The sequence below is a fragment of the Buttiauxella gaviniae ATCC 51604 genome (assembly GCF_001654835.1).
GTDB lineage: Bacteria > Pseudomonadota > Gammaproteobacteria > Enterobacterales > Enterobacteriaceae > Buttiauxella > Buttiauxella gaviniae.
Map to the genome: position 1 here is coordinate 18,039 of NZ_LXEP01000050.1, position 17,416 is coordinate 35,454.

Here is a 17,416-nt window from a genome sequence, read left to right on the forward strand (position 1 = left end):
AGGATAGCGGCTAATTCTTAGAAAATCATTAACATCTGGTGAAATTATCTAACATCCCCCCTAACAAAACCTGTTTGCGGCACCTCGGTTTATGAACTATCACTAGAGTTGATTAAGGATTGAGCAATTCCTGATGATTAAAAGTGGGGTTCATATCATGAAAAAAATCGGTATCAATGGCTTTGGTCGCATTGGTCGTCTGGTATTACGCCGTGTTCTTGAAACTAAAAGCGAAGTTGAAATTGTCGCTATCAACGATCTTACCTCGCCAAAAGTGCTGGCCTACTTGCTTAAGCATGACTCCAGCTATCATAACTTTGACGGAACAGTGGATTACACTGACGGTGCGTTAATCGTCAACGGTAAGAACATTGCGGTGTATGCCGAAAAAGAGGCGAAAAATATCCCGTGGGGGAAATTGGGTGCTGAGATCGTTATCGAGTGCACTGGTTTCTATACTTCGGAAGAGAAAGCCAGCGCACATCTGGACGCAGGTGCGAAGAAAGTGCTGATTTCCGCTCCCGCTGGCGATATGAAAACCATCGTCTTTAACGTTAACTGCAACACTATTACGCCAGAAGATAAAATCCTCTCTGTCGCCTCCTGCACCACTAACTGCCTGGCGCCAATGGCGAAAGCGCTGCACGACAACTTTGGTATTAAAGTTGGCACCATGACTACTATCCATGCATATACCGGTACACAATCACTGGTGGATGGCCCGCGAGGTAATGATCTACGAGCCTCTCGTGCTGCGGCACAAAATATTATTCCGCATACCACAGGTGCTGCAAAGGCTATTGGTCTGGTGATCCCTGAACTGCAAGGCAAACTCAAAGGGCACGCGCAACGTGTACCGACACTTACTGGTTCAGTAACAGAACTGGTGTCTATTCTTGAGAAAAAGGTGACGGTAGAGGAAATTAACGCAGCGCTGAAAAAAGCAACTGAGGGCAATGAATCGTTTGGCTATACCGATGAGGAGATTGTGTCGTCCGATATAGTCGGCACGAATTTTGGTTCGGTGTTTGATGCAACACAGACAGAAGTTACCGAAGTTGGCGATTTGCAATTGGTTAAAACCGTGGCCTGGTACGATAACGAATACGGTTTTGTCACGCAGTTGGTACGTGTATTGGATGCGGTAGCGAAGGAATAACAGATCCCTCTCCCTGTCTGATTCGCAGGGAGAGGTTTTAAAGACTTATTTCAGCAAACGCACTTTAACTGATTTGCCTTTGATCTTGCCCTGTTGCAACTGTTTCCACGCATGGCGTGCAACAGACTCACGAACCGCAACATAAACGTGCATTGGGTGCACATCGATTTTACCGATATCCGCCCCATCCAGCCCCATGTCACCAGTCAACGCACCAAGAATATCGCCCGGGCGCATTTTCGCTTTCTTGCCACCATCAATACACAACGTCACCATTGTCGCTTCAAGTGGTTTGATGCTGCCACCGGTTGGTGCAGGCTGCCAGCTCAGGGACAAGTTCAGCATTTCAGCCAACACGCTGGCGCGTTGTGCTTCTTCTGGCGCGCAAAGACTGATAGCTAAACCACTTTCCCCCGCACGCGCAGTACGGCCGATGCGGTGAACGTGAACTTCCGGGTCCCAGGATAGTTCGTAGTTGATGACCATTTCCAGCGCTTTGATATCCAGGCCACGAGCCGCAACATCGGTTGCCACTAACACCCGGCTGCTACCGTTGGCGAAACGCACCAGCGTTTGATCGCGGTCACGCTGTTCCATGTCGCCGTGCAGCGCCAGCACGCTTTGATTGCTTTCGCTCAGTGCATCACAAACGGCCTGACAATCTTTTTTGGTATTACAGAACACTACGCAAGACGCGGGCTCATGCTTGCTAAGCAGTTTTTGCAGCAGGCTGATTTTGCCGCTACGTGAGATTTCGTAGAACTGCTGTTCAACAGACGGCAGTTCGTCTACTGAATCAATTTCGATAGTTTCCGGGGAACGCTGAACACGGGAACTGATTGCGGCGATCGCGGTAGGCCAGGTCGCAGAGAACAATAACGTCTGGCGATCCTGTGGTGCATAGCTAATGACTTCATCAATTGCATCTGCAAAGCCCATATCCAGCATACGGTCGGCTTCGTCCAGCACCAGCGTTTGCAAAGCGTTTAACTTAACGGTCTCTTTTTTCAAGTGATCCAGTAAACGGCCTGGGGTTGCGACAATAACATGCGGCGCATGTTGCAATGAATCACGCTGGGCACCAAATGGCTGGCCACCACATAACGTCAGCACCTTGATATTTGGCATATAACGCGCAAGGCGACGTAATTCTTTGGCCACCTGATCGGCCAGTTCACGCGTTGGGCATAGCACCAGCGACTGAGTGATAAACTGGCTCGCATCAATATGTTGCAACAAACCAAGGCCAAAGGCCGCAGTTTTACCACTGCCGGTTTTCGCCTGAGCACGGACATCTTTCCCAGCCAGTATCGCGGGTAATGCAGCCGCCTGAACAGGCGTCATGGTGTGGTAACCAAGTTCGGTGAGATTGGCGAGTTGTTCTGCTGGCAGAACGTTTAGGGTAGAAAAAGATGTCACAGTTATACTCTCAATTAATGGGCTGTCAGACAGCGTCTGGCGCGCATCTTAGCAGATTTGAGGTGGCAAGGCGGCAGTTTCAGGCAAAATAGCGCTGGAGTTTTCAATCATAAAGCGACCATGGGTAAACGTCGGCCCCACTGTTTGTTTGGAACATAAACGGAAATCAAACGATACCCGAGATAATTCTTAAGCATTGCTAGTCGGATTTAATAACCACATATACAATGCGAGGCTGTTTATGGTAACCATAATTAAAATAAGGTATTTATGAAAAAGTTAATGATAGCGGTTGTTGCTTCTATGGTTTTATCTGGCTGTGCTCAGCAAACATTTACGATTAACAAGGATATTGCTGAGAAACCACAGCAAACCACTACACACCATTTCTTTGTTAGCGGAATTGGTCAAACAAAAACTGTTGATGCTGCAGCTGTATGTGGTGGCGCTGATAAAGTTGTTCGCACTGAAGTGCAGCAGACATTTGCTGACGGTTTCCTGGGCTTTATCACTCTGGGGATTTATACCCCTCGTGATGCCCGCGTATATTGCTCTAAATAAATACCCTTGCCGGTGTTATACCCGTCGTACTTCAAGTTGCATGTGCGTTGGCTACGTTTACTCACCTGACAAATCTGCCTGGAGCAGATTTGAACGCTGTTTACAGCGCCCCAAAGGGGCCAGCGCAAGCGCTGTTCAAAAGGCTGAAGCCTTTTATCCTGCATCTTGAATTATTTTGGGTATATGCACCGATATTAAACATTGTTGATATGGTTAATACAAAATAATAACATGCCGAAATGATACCATCAGGCAATAGTATAAAAATAAATAAGAAGATAATTTTCAATGACATGGGGATTTAAAATAGCAACAGCAATTCTTGTTGTTGTCGTGCTAGTTTGGTTGATGCTAATTATCAATACATTTGATAAATATGCACACTTTCATTATTTGATCGATCAAATTGAAGGGACTTACTTGAGGTGACCTAAGTTAAATCACCTCAATTTATAATATTGTACTGATTCTAAAACCCCACCACTGACACATTGCCATTTCACAAAAATTATCTAAAATATCAATACATTAACTAGTGTGCGTGTTGATATTGAGATAGACCATTAACTCAGCTTTTGCGCTCTGTTTAGCGGCTGCGTCTTCGGCAACGATATAAAATGTTCTGGATGAACCTTCTGGTGCTTTCTCAGCAGGATAAACGGTGTAATTTAAATCCTTCTTACCTGATGCTATCTGGCATTTCATAGCCCATGCATTCACCTCTTTCTCATCACTCATACATGTCGTCGGCCCGTAGGAATAGCTGAGATAAGAACCCACCCGCTCCTCTGCATCTTTTACATAGGATGGAGCACAGTTGAGCCAATAAACCCCGCAAAGCACTAATGCAAGTGGAGTTGCGACTAAAGAAATAAGATGTGTTTTTTTCATGATCCCAGAGCTATTTTAAATTAGAGGGCTCGAAGTATATAGGAATCCGCTTATTGATTACACATTTTGAAATGGTTTTTTTATATTTGTATTAAATCGTATTCAATCACGCCAATTATAACTGTGCGTGAATATTAATTTTGATACTAGTTTGCGGTATCTATATTTTAATTTATTGTTAATAACATGTTGTACTCAGCAGTATAAAACTCGTAAGTAATTAGTTTTCCCCTAAAAGTATATCCATAAAATATTTAAGCCTTTCTGTTTATTTGGCAATTATCTCTCATCGCCATAATTCCTGGCATCAATACCTGCCCGTGTATAGGCCGTCATTCCATACAAGATTCGAACAGTAGGACATGCTAAAAGCTGCGAGCCATGCCTCTCACTGGAAAAATACCGAACGGGAATCACCTATGGAATGGCTACCAAATTTAGCTTGCGACTCTGAAGGCAGATAATGTCTATGCGAGGTATTGCTTCCACATGCGGTTAGCTACGTCTTAATTGTACATATATGAACAATTCCTCTATGCTTGTAATTAAGTTAACTCATGTCTCAGTTTTTAGCTGGCACAGATTATAGAGGAGGACATATGGCTAACACAGTACAGAAAGACCATCTAAATGGCGCCATTGACCCCAGCAAAGCGCTACCTGTGGTGTTTCGCATTCTGGATAAATGGCACTGCAATTCTGATGAACAGCTGAAATTACTGGGTATTTCATCGCGTTCAACATTGAACAAATACAAAGAGTCTAACGGGGGAATTCGTCTAACCTTGGACATGCAGGAACGAATGAGCTACATCCTCAATATTCATAAGTGTCTGCGATTGCTGTTTACAGCTGACGACAGTATTTATGGCTGGGTGCGCAAACCTAATAGCCATCCTTTCTTTGCTGGACGTACAGCAATGGATGTGATGAAAAGTGGCCGAGTGGCCGACCTGTATGAGGTTGCCAAACGGCTGCATGCATGGCGTGGGGGAATGGCTTAATGCAAGAGCCGCCACTAACCAAGTTCGAAGGGGAGAAAGCCTATCGGATAATCCCAAGTCGCTATCCAACAATTGATTTGTATGAGGACGTGGCTAGCACCGACGAACTTGAGGCTGTTTGGGCTATAGAGGCAATGACCAATGACCGGTTAAAAGAAGAGGCCGGAGAGTTATCATTGGTACCAAAACACGATTGGTTGGTGGGTATTCATGGAAGCAGTTATGTAATGGCGGCATTCACCCATTTAAATCCGGAGGGAGCACGATTTACCACTGATGATTTTGGCGGCTACTATTGTGCTCCTAAGTTAGATACCGCTATCAAAGAAACGGTGTACCACCAGGAGCGTGTATTAGGTTATACCTGCGAGCCTGCACAGAAAGTGCAGATGCGCGTTCTGTTAACTACATTTGACGCAACCTTGTCTGATATTACAAGCGAACCGTTCCTCTCCTCACCTATCTATCACGCCACGGATTACAGCCAGGCAAAAGCCTTTGCTCAGACTCAGAAGTCCCAAAACGTGGACGGTATCCATTATCGCTCCGTTCGCCATACAGAGCATTTTTGCTATGTACTCTATCGACCTTGCCTGATTACTCATGTTCATCAGGCGCAACATTTAGAGTATCACTGGAATGGAAGCGCCATTACAAACGTACTCAGTATTCAGCTATATGGTGAATAACTGAAAACCGCTGGTTTGCCTGCGCCATTTTTTCGGTAAACATTTCAGTGGATACTACTGAAATGAGTAGTATCCTTTTGAACTGTCGTAAAAGTATGGTTCTGTTTGTGGCTCATCTGTAACTTAAGCGACAAGCCGCTAGCAGCTTTCTTCTGTGTTAGAAAATATTAGATTTCTGTCCCTAAATTAATCTCTACAACGTGCCGCTGCCCATCATCCATCAGCGGGATAATATTTCCTGGCTGCGATACTCCATCCAGCATGACCTGATATTCGCCCTCACCGCGCTGCGCATTTATCTGATAATCACTCGAACTATGTCGATAAACCATGCTTACATAAGGCCAGTCGCGTGGCAGTAATGGGTGAATGGTGATTGAGTCACCATGGCGTTGAATACCCAGCAATGTTTCAATGATTAACCGATACGCCCAACCGGCCGAACCGGTATACCAGCTCCAGCCACCCCGCCCGGTGTGCGGCGCAACGCTATAAATATCTGCCGTCATTACATACGGTTCAACTTTATAACGTTCAATGGCATCCGCAGTAAGTCCGTGATTGATCGGGTTAATCAGCGACCATAGCTGCCAGGCCCGCTCGATATTCCCGCTACGGGCAAATGCCATCACCGCCCATATTGCTCCGTGAGTATATTGCCCACCGTTTTCACGCACACCAGGCAGGTAACCCTGAATGTAGCCGGGGTTAGGCCCGTTTCCGTTAAATGGCGGGGTAAGAAGTTTTATCAGCCCAGCCTCGTTATCCACCAGGCGTGAGTCCAGCGCCTGCATCGCTTGCGCACACCGCTCCGCACTTCCCGCACCGGATAACACAGCCCAACTTTGGGCGATAGCATCTATCTGGCACTCTTTTGCGCTTTGCGAACCCAAAGCTTCTCCACTATCAAAATAGCCCCGGCGATACCACGCACCATCCCAGGCCGCAGCTTCAAGATTGATTTGCAGTTTTGCGGCTTCTTGACGGCACATTGCGCCAATTTCATCGTCGTGGATTTGTTCGGCAAGCTGCGCAAATTGCTGCAAAACATCATAGAGGAAGAATCCAAGCCAGACGCTCTCGCCCTTGCCTTCCAGCCCGACGAGGTTCATGCCGTCGTTCCAGTCGCCCGCGCCCATCAACGGCAAACCATGTTGACCAAATCGCAATCCGTGACGAATGGCTTTTACGCCGTGTTGCCAGAGCGTCTCTTCAAGCGCGCTGATAACCGGTTGTTCATAGGCCGACTCTTCTCCTGGCTGTAATTCACGACCTTCAAGGTACGCCAGACGATGGTCGAGCAAACCGATGTCGCCGGTGGTTTTAACGTAGTGGCAAATAGACAGCGGCAACCAAAGATAATCATCAGAACAACGGGTGCGAACTCCATTCCCTAATGGTGGATGCCACCAGTGTTGAACATCTCCTTCAACAAACTGACGTGATGCACACAGCAAAATTTGCTCGCGCAGCCGTTCCGGCGCGGCATGGCTCAGAGCCAATGTGTCTTGCAACTGATCGCGGAAACCAAAAGCGCCACCAGACTGGTAGTAACCGCTGCGAGCCATCAGGCGGCAAGCGATGGTCTGGTAAAGCAGCCAGCCATTAGCCAGTAAGTTAACCGCAGGGTCCGGGGTAGAAACGATGATTTTGTCGAGCATGCGATGCCAGTGGCTGTGAACATTCGCCAGCTCACCGCGCGCGGCGTCTTCACTCAGATACTGGTTAATCATTGATTCCGCGTCATGCGGACTCTGCCCGATACCCAGCACAAAAATAAATGTCCGTTGGTCCCCATCAATCATCGTAGTAGCAGACTGAACCGCGCCGCATGGGTCGAGCCCCGCGCCCGTTTTATCAGACAAGGTGCGTAGCTTCATGGCTGCCGGGTCGCGCTGTGAACCATTGCGTCCAAGAAATTCCCGACGGTCGCCCGTGACTGAGCAATGCACCCCCGTCACCGCGAAGAATGCCGTTCTCTCCGACCCATTGCTGTTGTAGAAGTTATTTGCCAACACGCCGCAGCCGCGTCCGGTTGTCGACGCTCGAGTCACAACATGCATACCCGATTTACTGCGAGATTCACCCAGCGTCCACTCCACATAACCGGTCACGGATATTTTGCGGGTGCGCCCTGAAGTATTGCTGAGCGTCAGAATGGCGATTTTTACCGGGGCATGTTCTGCCACCAGTATCGTCAACTCCGTATCGATGCCAGTTTCACGGTGTGCAAAAACGCTGTAGCCAAAGCCGTGGCGGGAAAGATAGTGCCCGTTGCCGCGTACCGGCAAGGTGGTTGGTGACCAAACCGCACCGCTTTCTTCGTCACGCAAATAGTACGCTTCACCAGAACGATCGCTAATGGGGTCGTTTTCCCATGGTGTGAGCCGATATTCGTGTGCATTTTCATACCAGGAATACGCCTGGCCCGCTTCTGAAATGACGGTGCCAAAACTGGCGTTCGCCAGCACGTTGGCCCATGGTGCAGGTGTCTGGTCGTTTTCACCCAGCGTAATCTGGTATTCGCGTCCATCTTCCGAAAAGCCGCCGCGTCCGTTGAAAAACACCAGCGCACGGGTATCTGGCTGCCACGGATCGTGTTGATTGGCGGGGATCGCCAGGCGTGGCGTAAAGGCCGGTTGTGCAGGAATGGTTGCCTGGAGGCGCTGGTTAAGCTGTTCTTTCAGGCCGCCTGCCCGGTCATCGAGCACAATTTGCGCCACGCTCAGTAGTAAAAGTCGGTCTTCCGCCGACATATGTTCGCCGTTGCGCACAAAAATGCCGCCGGATTTATCTATCTGGCTGGCTTCAGATCCGGCCATAATCAACTCTATTATCTGATTTTGTAGCTCTTGCTGATAGCCGCCAGGGTTATCGTTAAGGATAACCAAGTCCACTGCCAGCCCTTTCAAACGCCAGTAATGGTGCGCCTGAATCATCGTGGTGATGAGCAAAATACTTTCATCACTGGTGATGTTAAGAATCACAATCGGCAGGTCGCCTGAAATAGACCAACCCCACAGGCCTGACTGCCCGCGACGGTTACGACAAAGCGTTTTGGCATCCGCTCGCAGTTCGGGGCCTGGGAAAAGCACCGCGCTGGCGAGGCGGTTAAAGAGCGTTGCGTCATCTTCGTTGGCATTAATCTGGCGCAATACTATCTGGCTATGTGACCACGCCAGCTCAAATACGCGATCGGCGATCGGGTGGTCGTGATATTTCTCAATCAGCGCCTGGCTGTGCTGGCGACTTCCCGTCACGCCGTAAATAATATCGACGGTAACGGGCAATCCGGGTTGTAAAACGACAGACTGACGAATGGCAAGAATCGGGTCGAGCACAGGCCCAACGCTGTTACTGAGCGCGCCGTTTTGTATCGTTGCAACCGCATTGGACGGGGTTCTTCCCCGGCCGAGGAATTTTGCACGGTCGGTTTCAAATGAGGTGTCGCCAGGGGCCTGACCATGTACCACCATGGTATGAAACATCCACGGGCAAACCTCATCAGGAGCGCGAGGCCTGCGGTGGCAGAGAATGGCGTGCTGATCGGGTAACAGCTCGGTCTGAATAAACAAATTGCTGAATGCCGGATGGGCCACATCGCTCTCATTCGGCGCCAACACTACTTCTGCGTAAGTCGTCAGCTCAATGGTGCGCGCTTGCCGCCCTCGATGCAGTAGCGTGACACGTCGCAGCTCAATATCGTCTTCAGGTGAGACAACAATCTGCGTTTTAACACTGACCGTTCCCGCCAGCAATTTATACTCGGCTCCCGCGTCGGTAAATATCACATCGTACTGGCTGACCGGCTCACCAAGTGGCTGCCAGGTATTGCTCCACACTTCATTGGTGACAGGGTCACTGATATAGCAAAATGCACCCCAGTTATCGCAGGTTGCATCGCTGCGCCAGCGGGTTAACGCCAGATCTTTCCAGCGACTGTCTCCGCCACCAGACTGGCTGACCATTAGGTGATAATCAGCATTCGACAGCAATTGAACTTCAGGGATCAGGCTGTCTACGTCAGTAAACTCACGCGTTTCATACTGAACCGGTTGCAGAACCCCTTCGTGAGATTCGAAATGGCGACGCGGGCTGTACAACTCGACCGCATCAGGAACCCGTTCTTGTAGTAACAAACGAGCCGACTGGAATGACGGGCTGGTCATAAATCGGTCGACCATAGGTGCACCCAACAACACGTGGGAAAGTGCCTGGAACGCCATACCCTGGTGGTGAGCCATCCATGAACGAACCACGGCATACATCTGGCCACTGGCGAGGCGCGAAGGCGTGTAGTCCAGCGCTTCATAGAAACCATACTCCCCACGAGCACCATTTTTCTCGAGCTTCAGCAGGTTCTCGCAGGCTTTATGTGGCGAAACCGTCAGTGCCATCATGGTGGCATACGGGGCGATGACCATGTCATCTGCAAGTCCCCGTCGCAAACCAAGGCCCGGCACACCGAAAGCGTGGTACTGGTAATTTTGCAGCGCGTCAAAGGAATAATAACCCGACTCTGAAATCCCCCACGGCACGCCCCGCTCCTTACCCCAGTCAATCTGGCGTTTGACCGCCGACTGGCTCATCTCTTCCAGCAAACTTCCCGGATAAGTCGGCATCACCAGGTTCGGCATTAAATACTCGAACATTGATCCACTCCACGACATTAGCGCCGTTTCGTTATCAATGGTGGTAAACAGCCGCCCTAACGCAAACCAGCTTTTCAGCGGCAACTGGTTAGTGGCAATCGCCAGGAAACTGGTGAGACGAATTTCCGAAGGCAACAAATCGTAATGGCTGTTATCGAGCTTGTTATTGTCGCAGTTATAACCCACGCTGAGCAGGCTGGTGACCTCGTTATATAGAAAGACAAAGTCCATGCGCGCGTGCTCAGTCAGGCGCTGTTCCAGCTCGGTAATAATATCCAGACGTGTACGTGCCTGGCGGATCACCGATTCTGAAGGGCTGCCTTCGCCGGTATGTTTGGCCTGCGCCAGCCAGGAAAGCGTTGGTAGCGTTTCACCCTGCCAGTTGGCAGGAAGCCAACTGAGAAAATGCGTCCATTCATGGCAGATAAGTACTAACTGACGCTGGAGATGATCCACCCAACGGCGGATGCGCCCCTCTTCATGATTGCAAAGTGCGTGAAGGCGATTACTTTGCGCACGCATGTTTTTCAATTCAGGAAATAGTAACGCCGGATGGAGTGTTGCAGCGGTTTTGCAGTGATTGCGAAGTTGGCGCAGTGATGTTGGGGCATGTTGCCCCCAGGCTTTCTCGAGGATTTGTAATGTGTCATCGAGGCCCGTCAGTAATTGCTTAGTGTTCAGTATTGGCCGGTTACGCAGCCCTGTTAGCCCAGCGCTGAGGGTGAGTAAATGTCCGGCCATATTGCCGCTGTCGACACTTGAGATATAGCGCGGATTCAGCGGTACCAGGGTACGCGTGTCGTACCAGTTGTATAAATGGCCGCGGTAATGCTCCATTTTATCCAGCGTGTCGAGCGTCAACGTGATGCGTTGCAGCATTTCACCCTGCGGAATATAACCAAAGTCCCACGCCGTCAGGTTAGCCATCAGCGACAAGCCAATATTTGTTGGCGATGTGCGATGTGCGATCACCGGCTGGGGAATTTCCTGGTAATTATCCGGCGGGAGCCAGTTTTCTTTCTCCGTAGCGAACGTTTCAAAAAAGGCCCAAATCTCGCGACTACTTTGGCGCAGCAGGCTTTTGTTTTCAGCATTAAACGTGATGGACGCCCGGGCAGGTTCACGGCTCAGCCAGCTTAATAATAATGGAGCGAGACACCACAGCACGCCGACTGGTAGCGCAACAAAAAGCATCATCGGGGCCAGGAATGCCGCGAGCGCAATCAGTACCAAACCGGCAACAACATTGAGCCACATTGCGCGATAAAAACGCATTGGCGACGCTTTTGCGCTCTCAGTGCTCTGGTCGAAGCTGGCCCACTGGTTGAGATTGTGATGGCTGATACCGAGGCGCCATATCGTCACCGCAATGGAATGCAGCGAATAACCGGCCTCATGAGGCAATGTGATAAACCCGAGGCCAATGCGCATCAGGCGTTTAAGGCCGCCCGATGACACCAGAATCAGATGCTGCAAGAATGGCCGCCGAGCGGGCTTATTGAGAATATCCTGGGCGATAACCAGCACCGTAGGAAGTAGCAACACCGCGGCCAATACGCATATCCAGTAAAATGGGTTCGGAACCAGTAAAAGGGTACAAAACACCAGCACCAGAAATGACGGCGCGACCAGGCTACGACGCAAGTTATCCAGCAGTTTCCAGCGAGAAAGCGTAGTTAGCGGGTTTTTGCCACGCGTACCATCCGCTTTTCTGGGGTTGAGTTTAAGCCAGTTCAGCAGTTGCCAGTCGCCGCGTATCCAACGGGTACGCCTTGCCACATCGGTAAGGTAATTATTGGGGTACTGTTCATAAAGCAGCACTTCACTGAGCAAACCCGAACGGGCATAGCACCCTTCCAGTAAATCATGACTCAGCACCAGGTTTTCCGGGCAGGTATTGCGCGTGGCTTGCGTAAAAGTATCTATATCGTAAATACCTTTGCCGACGAACGAGCCTTCACCAAACAGGTCCTGATAAATATCCGATGACATCATCGAATATGGATCGTTACCCGGCACGTTACTGCACATAGCCGCATAGCGCCCCTGCCCGTTACGCGGGATCTCTTCAGCAAGCCCAGGCTGCAAAATACCGTACCCTTTGACGACGCGCTGTTTTACCGGATCGTAGACCGGATGATTAAGCGGGTGCGCCATAGTTGCGACCAGCTTATGGGCAGTATCGCGCGGCAGGACTGTATCGCTATCCAGAGTGATGACATATTTCACCCCCGCAGGCGGGCTAATTACATTGCTGTGGACTTCGGAAAACTGTTCTGCAGGTTTGCGTAACCAACTATTGAGCATCGACAATTTGCCGCGTTTACGCTCATAACCCATCCACACGTTTTGCTGTTCATTCCACTGCGCCGTGCGGTGAAGCAGGAAGAAAAGCGGCTGGGAAACGGAAGCATAGCGGCGGTTCAGATTCTGCATTTGCGCTTCAGCCCAGTGCAGAAGCTCGGCGTTTTCCGGCGAGTTTTCATCTGGGGAATCTGCAAAATCCGTCAGCAAAGCAAAGTACAGATTAGCCGTATTGTTACCGAGGTAACACACTTCCAGACTATTAAGCAGCTTGTCTATCCCCGTGCGGCTGGTAAGCAAACAAGGGATAACAACCATGGTGCAAAACTCGGCCGGAATACCAGTCGAGAAATCCATACGTGGCAGCGGGAGCGGCGAACGAAAGCGAGTCGTCGCCTCACTGAGTAAATTGATCGCTAACTGACTAACCAGCACTACCAACGGCAGCGCAAGAAGCGCCAACGGCCAGTTCATACCTTGTTCGTGTGTATGAGATAAAACGTCGGCGGTAAGTGCGGTGGTCAACAGGGCCAGGCTACCGAGCCATGAAAGCAGCGGAATTTGATTAAAGCTGTGGCGCAGTCGAACGACCCAAGACGTATTGGCCCCAAGCTGATGCTCCAGTTTCGAGCGCCCTTCCCCAATAAGATAATAACCAACATGGTTACCATCTGACTGTGCCATCTCCAGAATGTGACGCGCGACTTCTGGTTCACTGTGGTGGCTGTGCCGGGCTAAGATCTCAATAATGTGCCGATAGTGGTCGCGAGTATCAAAATGCATAGCCGGGTAAATACCACCGGGATCCTGGCGCAATGTCTGTTCGACCAGGCTCATGGCTTCGGCAAAGTCTGCCCAGTTGGTTTCGCTTAGCAGACGCAAACCGGCAATGCTGTTACTAACCGATAGCTGGCTGGCAGCAAGTTGCTGGTTGAAGCGGTGAATCAGGTAATCGGTGGTGACGCCTGTTTCAGCAAGGCGCTGTTCAACCCAGGTCAGCGGCAAAGAGAGCATATTCCCCCGCCCCTGCAAGCGGCGAACTAGCTCAGCCACAAAGGCACTGCTCAATGGCGGGCGCGAACGAGCCATATCCGCAATCACCATAATCAAATCTGCTGGCGTGTTCTCGGCACATTCAAAAATACGCGTAACCCAGACATCGGCCAGGTTTCGTTCTTCTTGCGCGTCAGCGACTTCGATACTGACCCGGCGTAAATTCTCGATAAGCGCCAGGCGCAACATTCCCGGCAGTGCCCAAAGCTCTCCGAGTGTTAGCGGCGTGACCTGTTGGTATGCTGCAATGTAGCTTGTCAGACTGGCGGCATCCCAACGGCCATCGGCGTGGGCAATGGCTTCGGAGGCAATGTCATAAATACGCGGGCAATTATGTGGTGCGGCTAACGGCGGCAAACCCTTGCCAAAATTCTTGGGTAAGTGATGGCGAACCACACGAATTTGTTCTTCGATAAGATAGTAATTATCCAGCAGCCATTCGCCAGCGGGCGTAATCCCTGACTTTTCTCCCGCATTGAGCAGGTAACAGTTACGGGTAATGATGGCTTCATTATCTTCCAGGCGCTTGAGTAAGTAGTAAGGCAACTTGGTGGTCGATAATTTATGGGAACGCGCCAACTTCTGGCCATACCGTTCCATTTGGGCCGCAGAAAATAGCTCAGCTTTGATAGGACTTTCATTCGCAGGCTCAGTGCCCAACCAATCAGGGGTTTTTGGATGCAATTCCAGTGACTTACTCGCGGTAAACCACTGTTTAAGGTTTAATTTCATGAATTTGCTCATCAGGCGATGTGAACGCACAGGAGCAGTTGTTCAATCAGATCAGAAACGTTCTCTCAGGATGGGGTGTCAGGCATCAGGGATTTAACAGCTGCAAGAGTCTTCTATAAAGTATAGGTTAAATTTTGTTCGTTTTTCTTGCGTGAGTTTTCATATGCCTGTGAAAAGCATTGCGAGTAAGCCTGGAGCTATAATGCGATTTGCCTTTCAATGAAGGGGGTTCATCCTAGCACGCCCATGAGTAAATAACGCACAGTTATCGGGGCGGCGAACTGAAAGCCTGCTGGCTTTCAGTTGAGGAAACCAACCGAGTTCATCAGGATAAAAGTCGCTTCTTTTCGAGTGTATTGATTAATCTGGGGCACAAGACGTTTGAAATGTTCGCTGGCGCAGTGTGCATCCAGAGCCGAGCGGTCAGGCCACTCCTCTATAAAGATAAAATGCCCTGGATCTTTCTCATCAATATATAAGTCATAGGCAATACACAGCGGCTCCTTTTTTGTGGCTTCAACTAGGGCGAGATAAAGTGGCAGCACTATTTCTATAGCCTCTGGTTTTATAAAATCTTCGGCAATCACTTTTAACATTTATACCCACCGGGAAAGTTGAACTGTTCATAAATACTCCAGGGCTTTATGCTATCAAAAACCTCGATAAGCAGTTATTAATGCATGTGTTTTTCAGGGTTAATTATGCCTTTTATCATTATCACCATGATGGAGAATAATATATGTGTCCACACCCCATCCGGCAGGTCATTGAGTCATGCGATAGCGCAATTTCCGCAAAAGACTTCGATTCTCTTATGCAACATTATGCGGAAGATGCAGCCCTTGTGGTAAAGCCAGGTATGGTTGTTAAAGGCAAAAACAACATCCGTAAAGCGTTTATCGCTATAGCTGATTATTTCCAGGGCGAACTGGTGGTTGAACAGGGAGAAATGCAGGTTATTGAAGGTGCGGGAAATGCTCTGGTTATTATGGAAACGTTGCTTCATTTCCTTGATGAGCAAGGCGACAGTGTTGAAACAACGCGACGTGCAACCTACGTTTTTCGCCAGGAACCCGACGGGCGCTGGCTATGCACCATTGATAATTCTTACGGCACTTCTCTTCTGGATAGCGACGCCTGAATATGATTAAAGAGGGGGTGTTTTTATCCCACCAAATTGGTTGAATAAGAAGATTTGTTTGGAGGTCAGCGGGAATAGAACGACTAACACAACAATATGAAAATAAAAGTATTTCTAATTTATAAGTTGTTTTATACCCCCAACCATACCCCCAAAGCATGGATGCTTTAAATTCGACCAATTTCTAATATTGATAAATCAGCAGATAGCAAGATGATAATAAAATGCATACGCAAAAGTAGCGATGCCGTTGCACCTGACTAGTTACGATTAAGTATACCGAGCGCGCGCCTGGCTCTCATGATACCGATAGTTGTAAGGTATGGTGTTTGTTCCTGCCACGTAAAACCCTTACGATCTGAACGTATCAGTTTATAGCGTTTCACCAGGAAATTCACCGAGTCAGCCAATGTTGTTCCCGCCTCGATATGTTCCTGAATGACCGCGTCCTCATGGAATGGCGTGTCGTTAAGTGTCAGGCCGTAATGCTGCTCCAGCAGATACGTTAACAGTTGTTGCCACACCTAGACCGGCGACAGGGGTGACGAAACCGGCACCGTGGCCGGTACAGTTGATATTTGCATATGTTGAGTCTCTTAAATATAGGAACGGAAGATTTGATGGCTTACAAAGCTGAGATGATGCTGAGGATCAGTCTTTAACCTGATTTGTGGGATAAATTGCTATATACACATACCCATAACTGCCCAGCGTATCGGCTTCACAGGTCAACCCGTTACGGTAGAGCGTGACGCAGTGCGCGTACCGGGGATTCAGCTCGTCAGAGAGCAGCATCAACTCCAGATCTGCGACAAAATGCGGGAAGGCTTCATCCAGCTGTAGGGTCTGCACCTCACTGAATGAGCCCGTGAATCCTGCCCGGTCAGCCAGAAAATGCAGGCGATGACCTTCCTGCACCAGTCGGGCTCCGAAACACGGAGTGATATCTCGTCTAAGACCCCAAGTTTGCGTTGAGTCGTTGTTCATAATTTTATTCCTGTTAAAGAAGACCATGTTCCGCAAAGGAGAATATCTGCCTGCAACCGACAATCAGGTGGTCAGGTACCCGGATTTCCACCAGCATCAGCGCCTGTACCAGTCGTTGGGTAATGGCCTTGTCTGCCTGACTTGGATTCACCTCCCCGGATGGGTGGTTATGGGCGAATATCACTGCCGCCGCGTTAAAGTACAGGGCGCGTTTTACCACCTCACGGGGATGGACTTCAGTGTGACTGAGGGTGCCGGTGAAGAGCGTTTCGTGGGCAAGCAACTGGTTCTGGTTATTAAGGTACAGCACGATAAATTCCTCGCGCTCAAGGGTTCCCATCTTCAGCCTGAGCCAGTCGCGAGCGGCCTGTGTGGAGGTGAATGCAACGCCTGGTTCGCGCAGATGCTGGTCTAGCAGATTCAGGGCACGTTTAATGCTGCGCTGTGCCGGTAAAGGTAGTTCCGGCGTAAACAAAGTCAGTTGTTTCTCCATAGCAAAACTCCTTAATCGATGATGGCGAGAATGGCGTGGGATTCGGGATGGCTAAGGGCGTAATCCCTCAGTCGGTAGTAATGCTCTGTCATGGCATCGCACTCCGTGCGACAGGCATGGTGGCTGTATTCAATCAGACACACCGCAATGCCTGCCGCCTCAGCGCTCATTTCCGTACTGTTGCCATTCATGTTGTTGAACAGCATCCATTTTTCATCACTATCAGCTTCGGGTGCCATAAAAGCGCCACCGTTACTGAGGGTGTAAAACTGCCAGATACCGCAGCTGTAGTCTTCACAGAAGCGGTCCATCCAGCCAAAGATACGGGTCA

12 protein-coding genes and 1 pseudogene are annotated in these 17,416 nt (G+C 49.5%); 5 read left to right on the top strand and 8 right to left on the bottom strand.

Annotation, left to right across the window (positions count from 1 at the left end; genetic code table 11):
• The first annotated feature begins 157 nt into the window (after positions 1 to 157).
• Positions 158 to 1,159 (top strand): type I glyceraldehyde-3-phosphate dehydrogenase, encoded by a 1,002-nt coding sequence (gene gap, locus M977_RS22800; RefSeq protein ID WP_064519225.1) that lies wholly within the window; start codon positions 158 to 160, stop codon positions 1,157 to 1,159.
• A 45-nt stretch (positions 1,160 to 1,204) separates the two neighbouring features.
• On the opposite strand, the gene dbpA is transcribed toward gap, so the two are convergent.
• The gene (gene dbpA / locus M977_RS22805; RefSeq protein ID WP_064519155.1) at positions 1,205 to 2,578 is read right to left on the bottom strand and encodes an ATP-dependent RNA helicase DbpA; all 1,374 of its coding nucleotides are present in this window, start codon (positions 2,576 to 2,578) and stop codon (positions 1,205 to 1,207) included.
• 270 nt (positions 2,579 to 2,848) lie between these two features.
• On the opposite strand from dbpA, the gene M977_RS22810 reads away from it, so the two are divergent.
• Complete coding sequence (locus tag M977_RS22810; RefSeq protein ID WP_064519157.1) at positions 2,849 to 3,139, top strand: Bor family protein; 291 nt, start codon at positions 2,849 to 2,851, stop codon at positions 3,137 to 3,139.
• A gap of 528 nt (positions 3,140 to 3,667) precedes the next feature.
• On the opposite strand, the gene M977_RS22815 is transcribed toward M977_RS22810, so the two are convergent.
• Positions 3,668 to 4,030: a hypothetical protein gene (locus tag M977_RS22815; protein ID WP_064519159.1), complete on the bottom strand. Its 363-nt coding sequence runs from the start codon at positions 4,028 to 4,030 to the stop codon at positions 3,668 to 3,670.
• A gap of 599 nt (positions 4,031 to 4,629) precedes the next feature.
• On the opposite strand from M977_RS22815, the gene M977_RS22820 reads away from it, so the two are divergent.
• A complete protein-coding gene (locus tag M977_RS22820) occupies positions 4,630 to 5,034 on the top strand; it encodes an MbcA/ParS/Xre antitoxin family protein (RefSeq protein ID WP_064519161.1) in 405 nt (134 codons plus the stop codon).
• Entirely contained in the window at positions 5,034 to 5,723 is a 690-nt protein-coding gene (locus M977_RS22825; protein WP_064519164.1) for an RES family NAD+ phosphorylase, read from the top strand. Before M977_RS22820 ends, M977_RS22825 begins: the two co-directional genes overlap by 1 nt.
• Before the next feature lie 167 nt (positions 5,724 to 5,890).
• On the opposite strand, the gene M977_RS22830 is transcribed toward M977_RS22825, so the two are convergent.
• Both M977_RS22830 and M977_RS22835 read right to left on the bottom strand, forming a co-directional pair.
• Positions 5,891 to 14,464 (bottom strand): glycoside hydrolase family 94 protein, encoded by an 8,574-nt coding sequence (locus M977_RS22830; RefSeq protein WP_064519166.1) that lies wholly within the window; start codon positions 14,462 to 14,464, stop codon positions 5,891 to 5,893.
• Between the two features lie 299 nt (positions 14,465 to 14,763).
• Positions 14,764 to 15,060, bottom strand: coding sequence for a putative quinol monooxygenase (locus tag M977_RS22835; protein WP_064519167.1), 297 nt, complete (start codon positions 15,058 to 15,060; stop codon positions 14,764 to 14,766).
• 143 nt (positions 15,061 to 15,203) lie between these two features.
• Between M977_RS22835 and M977_RS22840 the strand changes: the two genes are divergently transcribed.
• On the top strand, positions 15,204 to 15,605 hold the full coding sequence (locus M977_RS22840) for a YybH family protein (RefSeq protein ID WP_064519173.1): 402 nt from the start codon (positions 15,204 to 15,206) through the stop codon (positions 15,603 to 15,605).
• Between the two features lie 260 nt (positions 15,606 to 15,865).
• On the opposite strand, the gene M977_RS22845 is transcribed toward M977_RS22840, so the two are convergent.
• From M977_RS22845 to M977_RS22860, 4 genes and pseudogenes are all read right to left on the bottom strand, one after another.
• Positions 15,866 to 16,129: a TA system toxin CbtA family protein gene (locus M977_RS22845; protein ID WP_243839566.1), complete on the bottom strand. Its 264-nt coding sequence runs from the start codon at positions 16,127 to 16,129 to the stop codon at positions 15,866 to 15,868.
• Positions 16,130 to 16,256: 127 nt separating this feature from the next.
• Complete coding sequence (locus M977_RS22850) at positions 16,257 to 16,592, bottom strand: type IV toxin-antitoxin system YeeU family antitoxin (RefSeq protein ID WP_064519175.1); 336 nt, start codon at positions 16,590 to 16,592, stop codon at positions 16,257 to 16,259.
• A 13-nt stretch (positions 16,593 to 16,605) separates the two neighbouring features.
• Positions 16,606 to 17,085, bottom strand: coding sequence for a JAB domain-containing protein (locus M977_RS22855; RefSeq protein WP_064519177.1), 480 nt, complete (start codon positions 17,083 to 17,085; stop codon positions 16,606 to 16,608).
• An 11-nt stretch (positions 17,086 to 17,096) separates the two neighbouring features.
• A pseudogene (locus M977_RS22860) lies at positions 17,097 to 17,414 on the bottom strand (antirestriction protein); the annotation flags it as partial.
• Between the last annotated feature and the right edge of the window lie 2 nt (positions 17,415 to 17,416).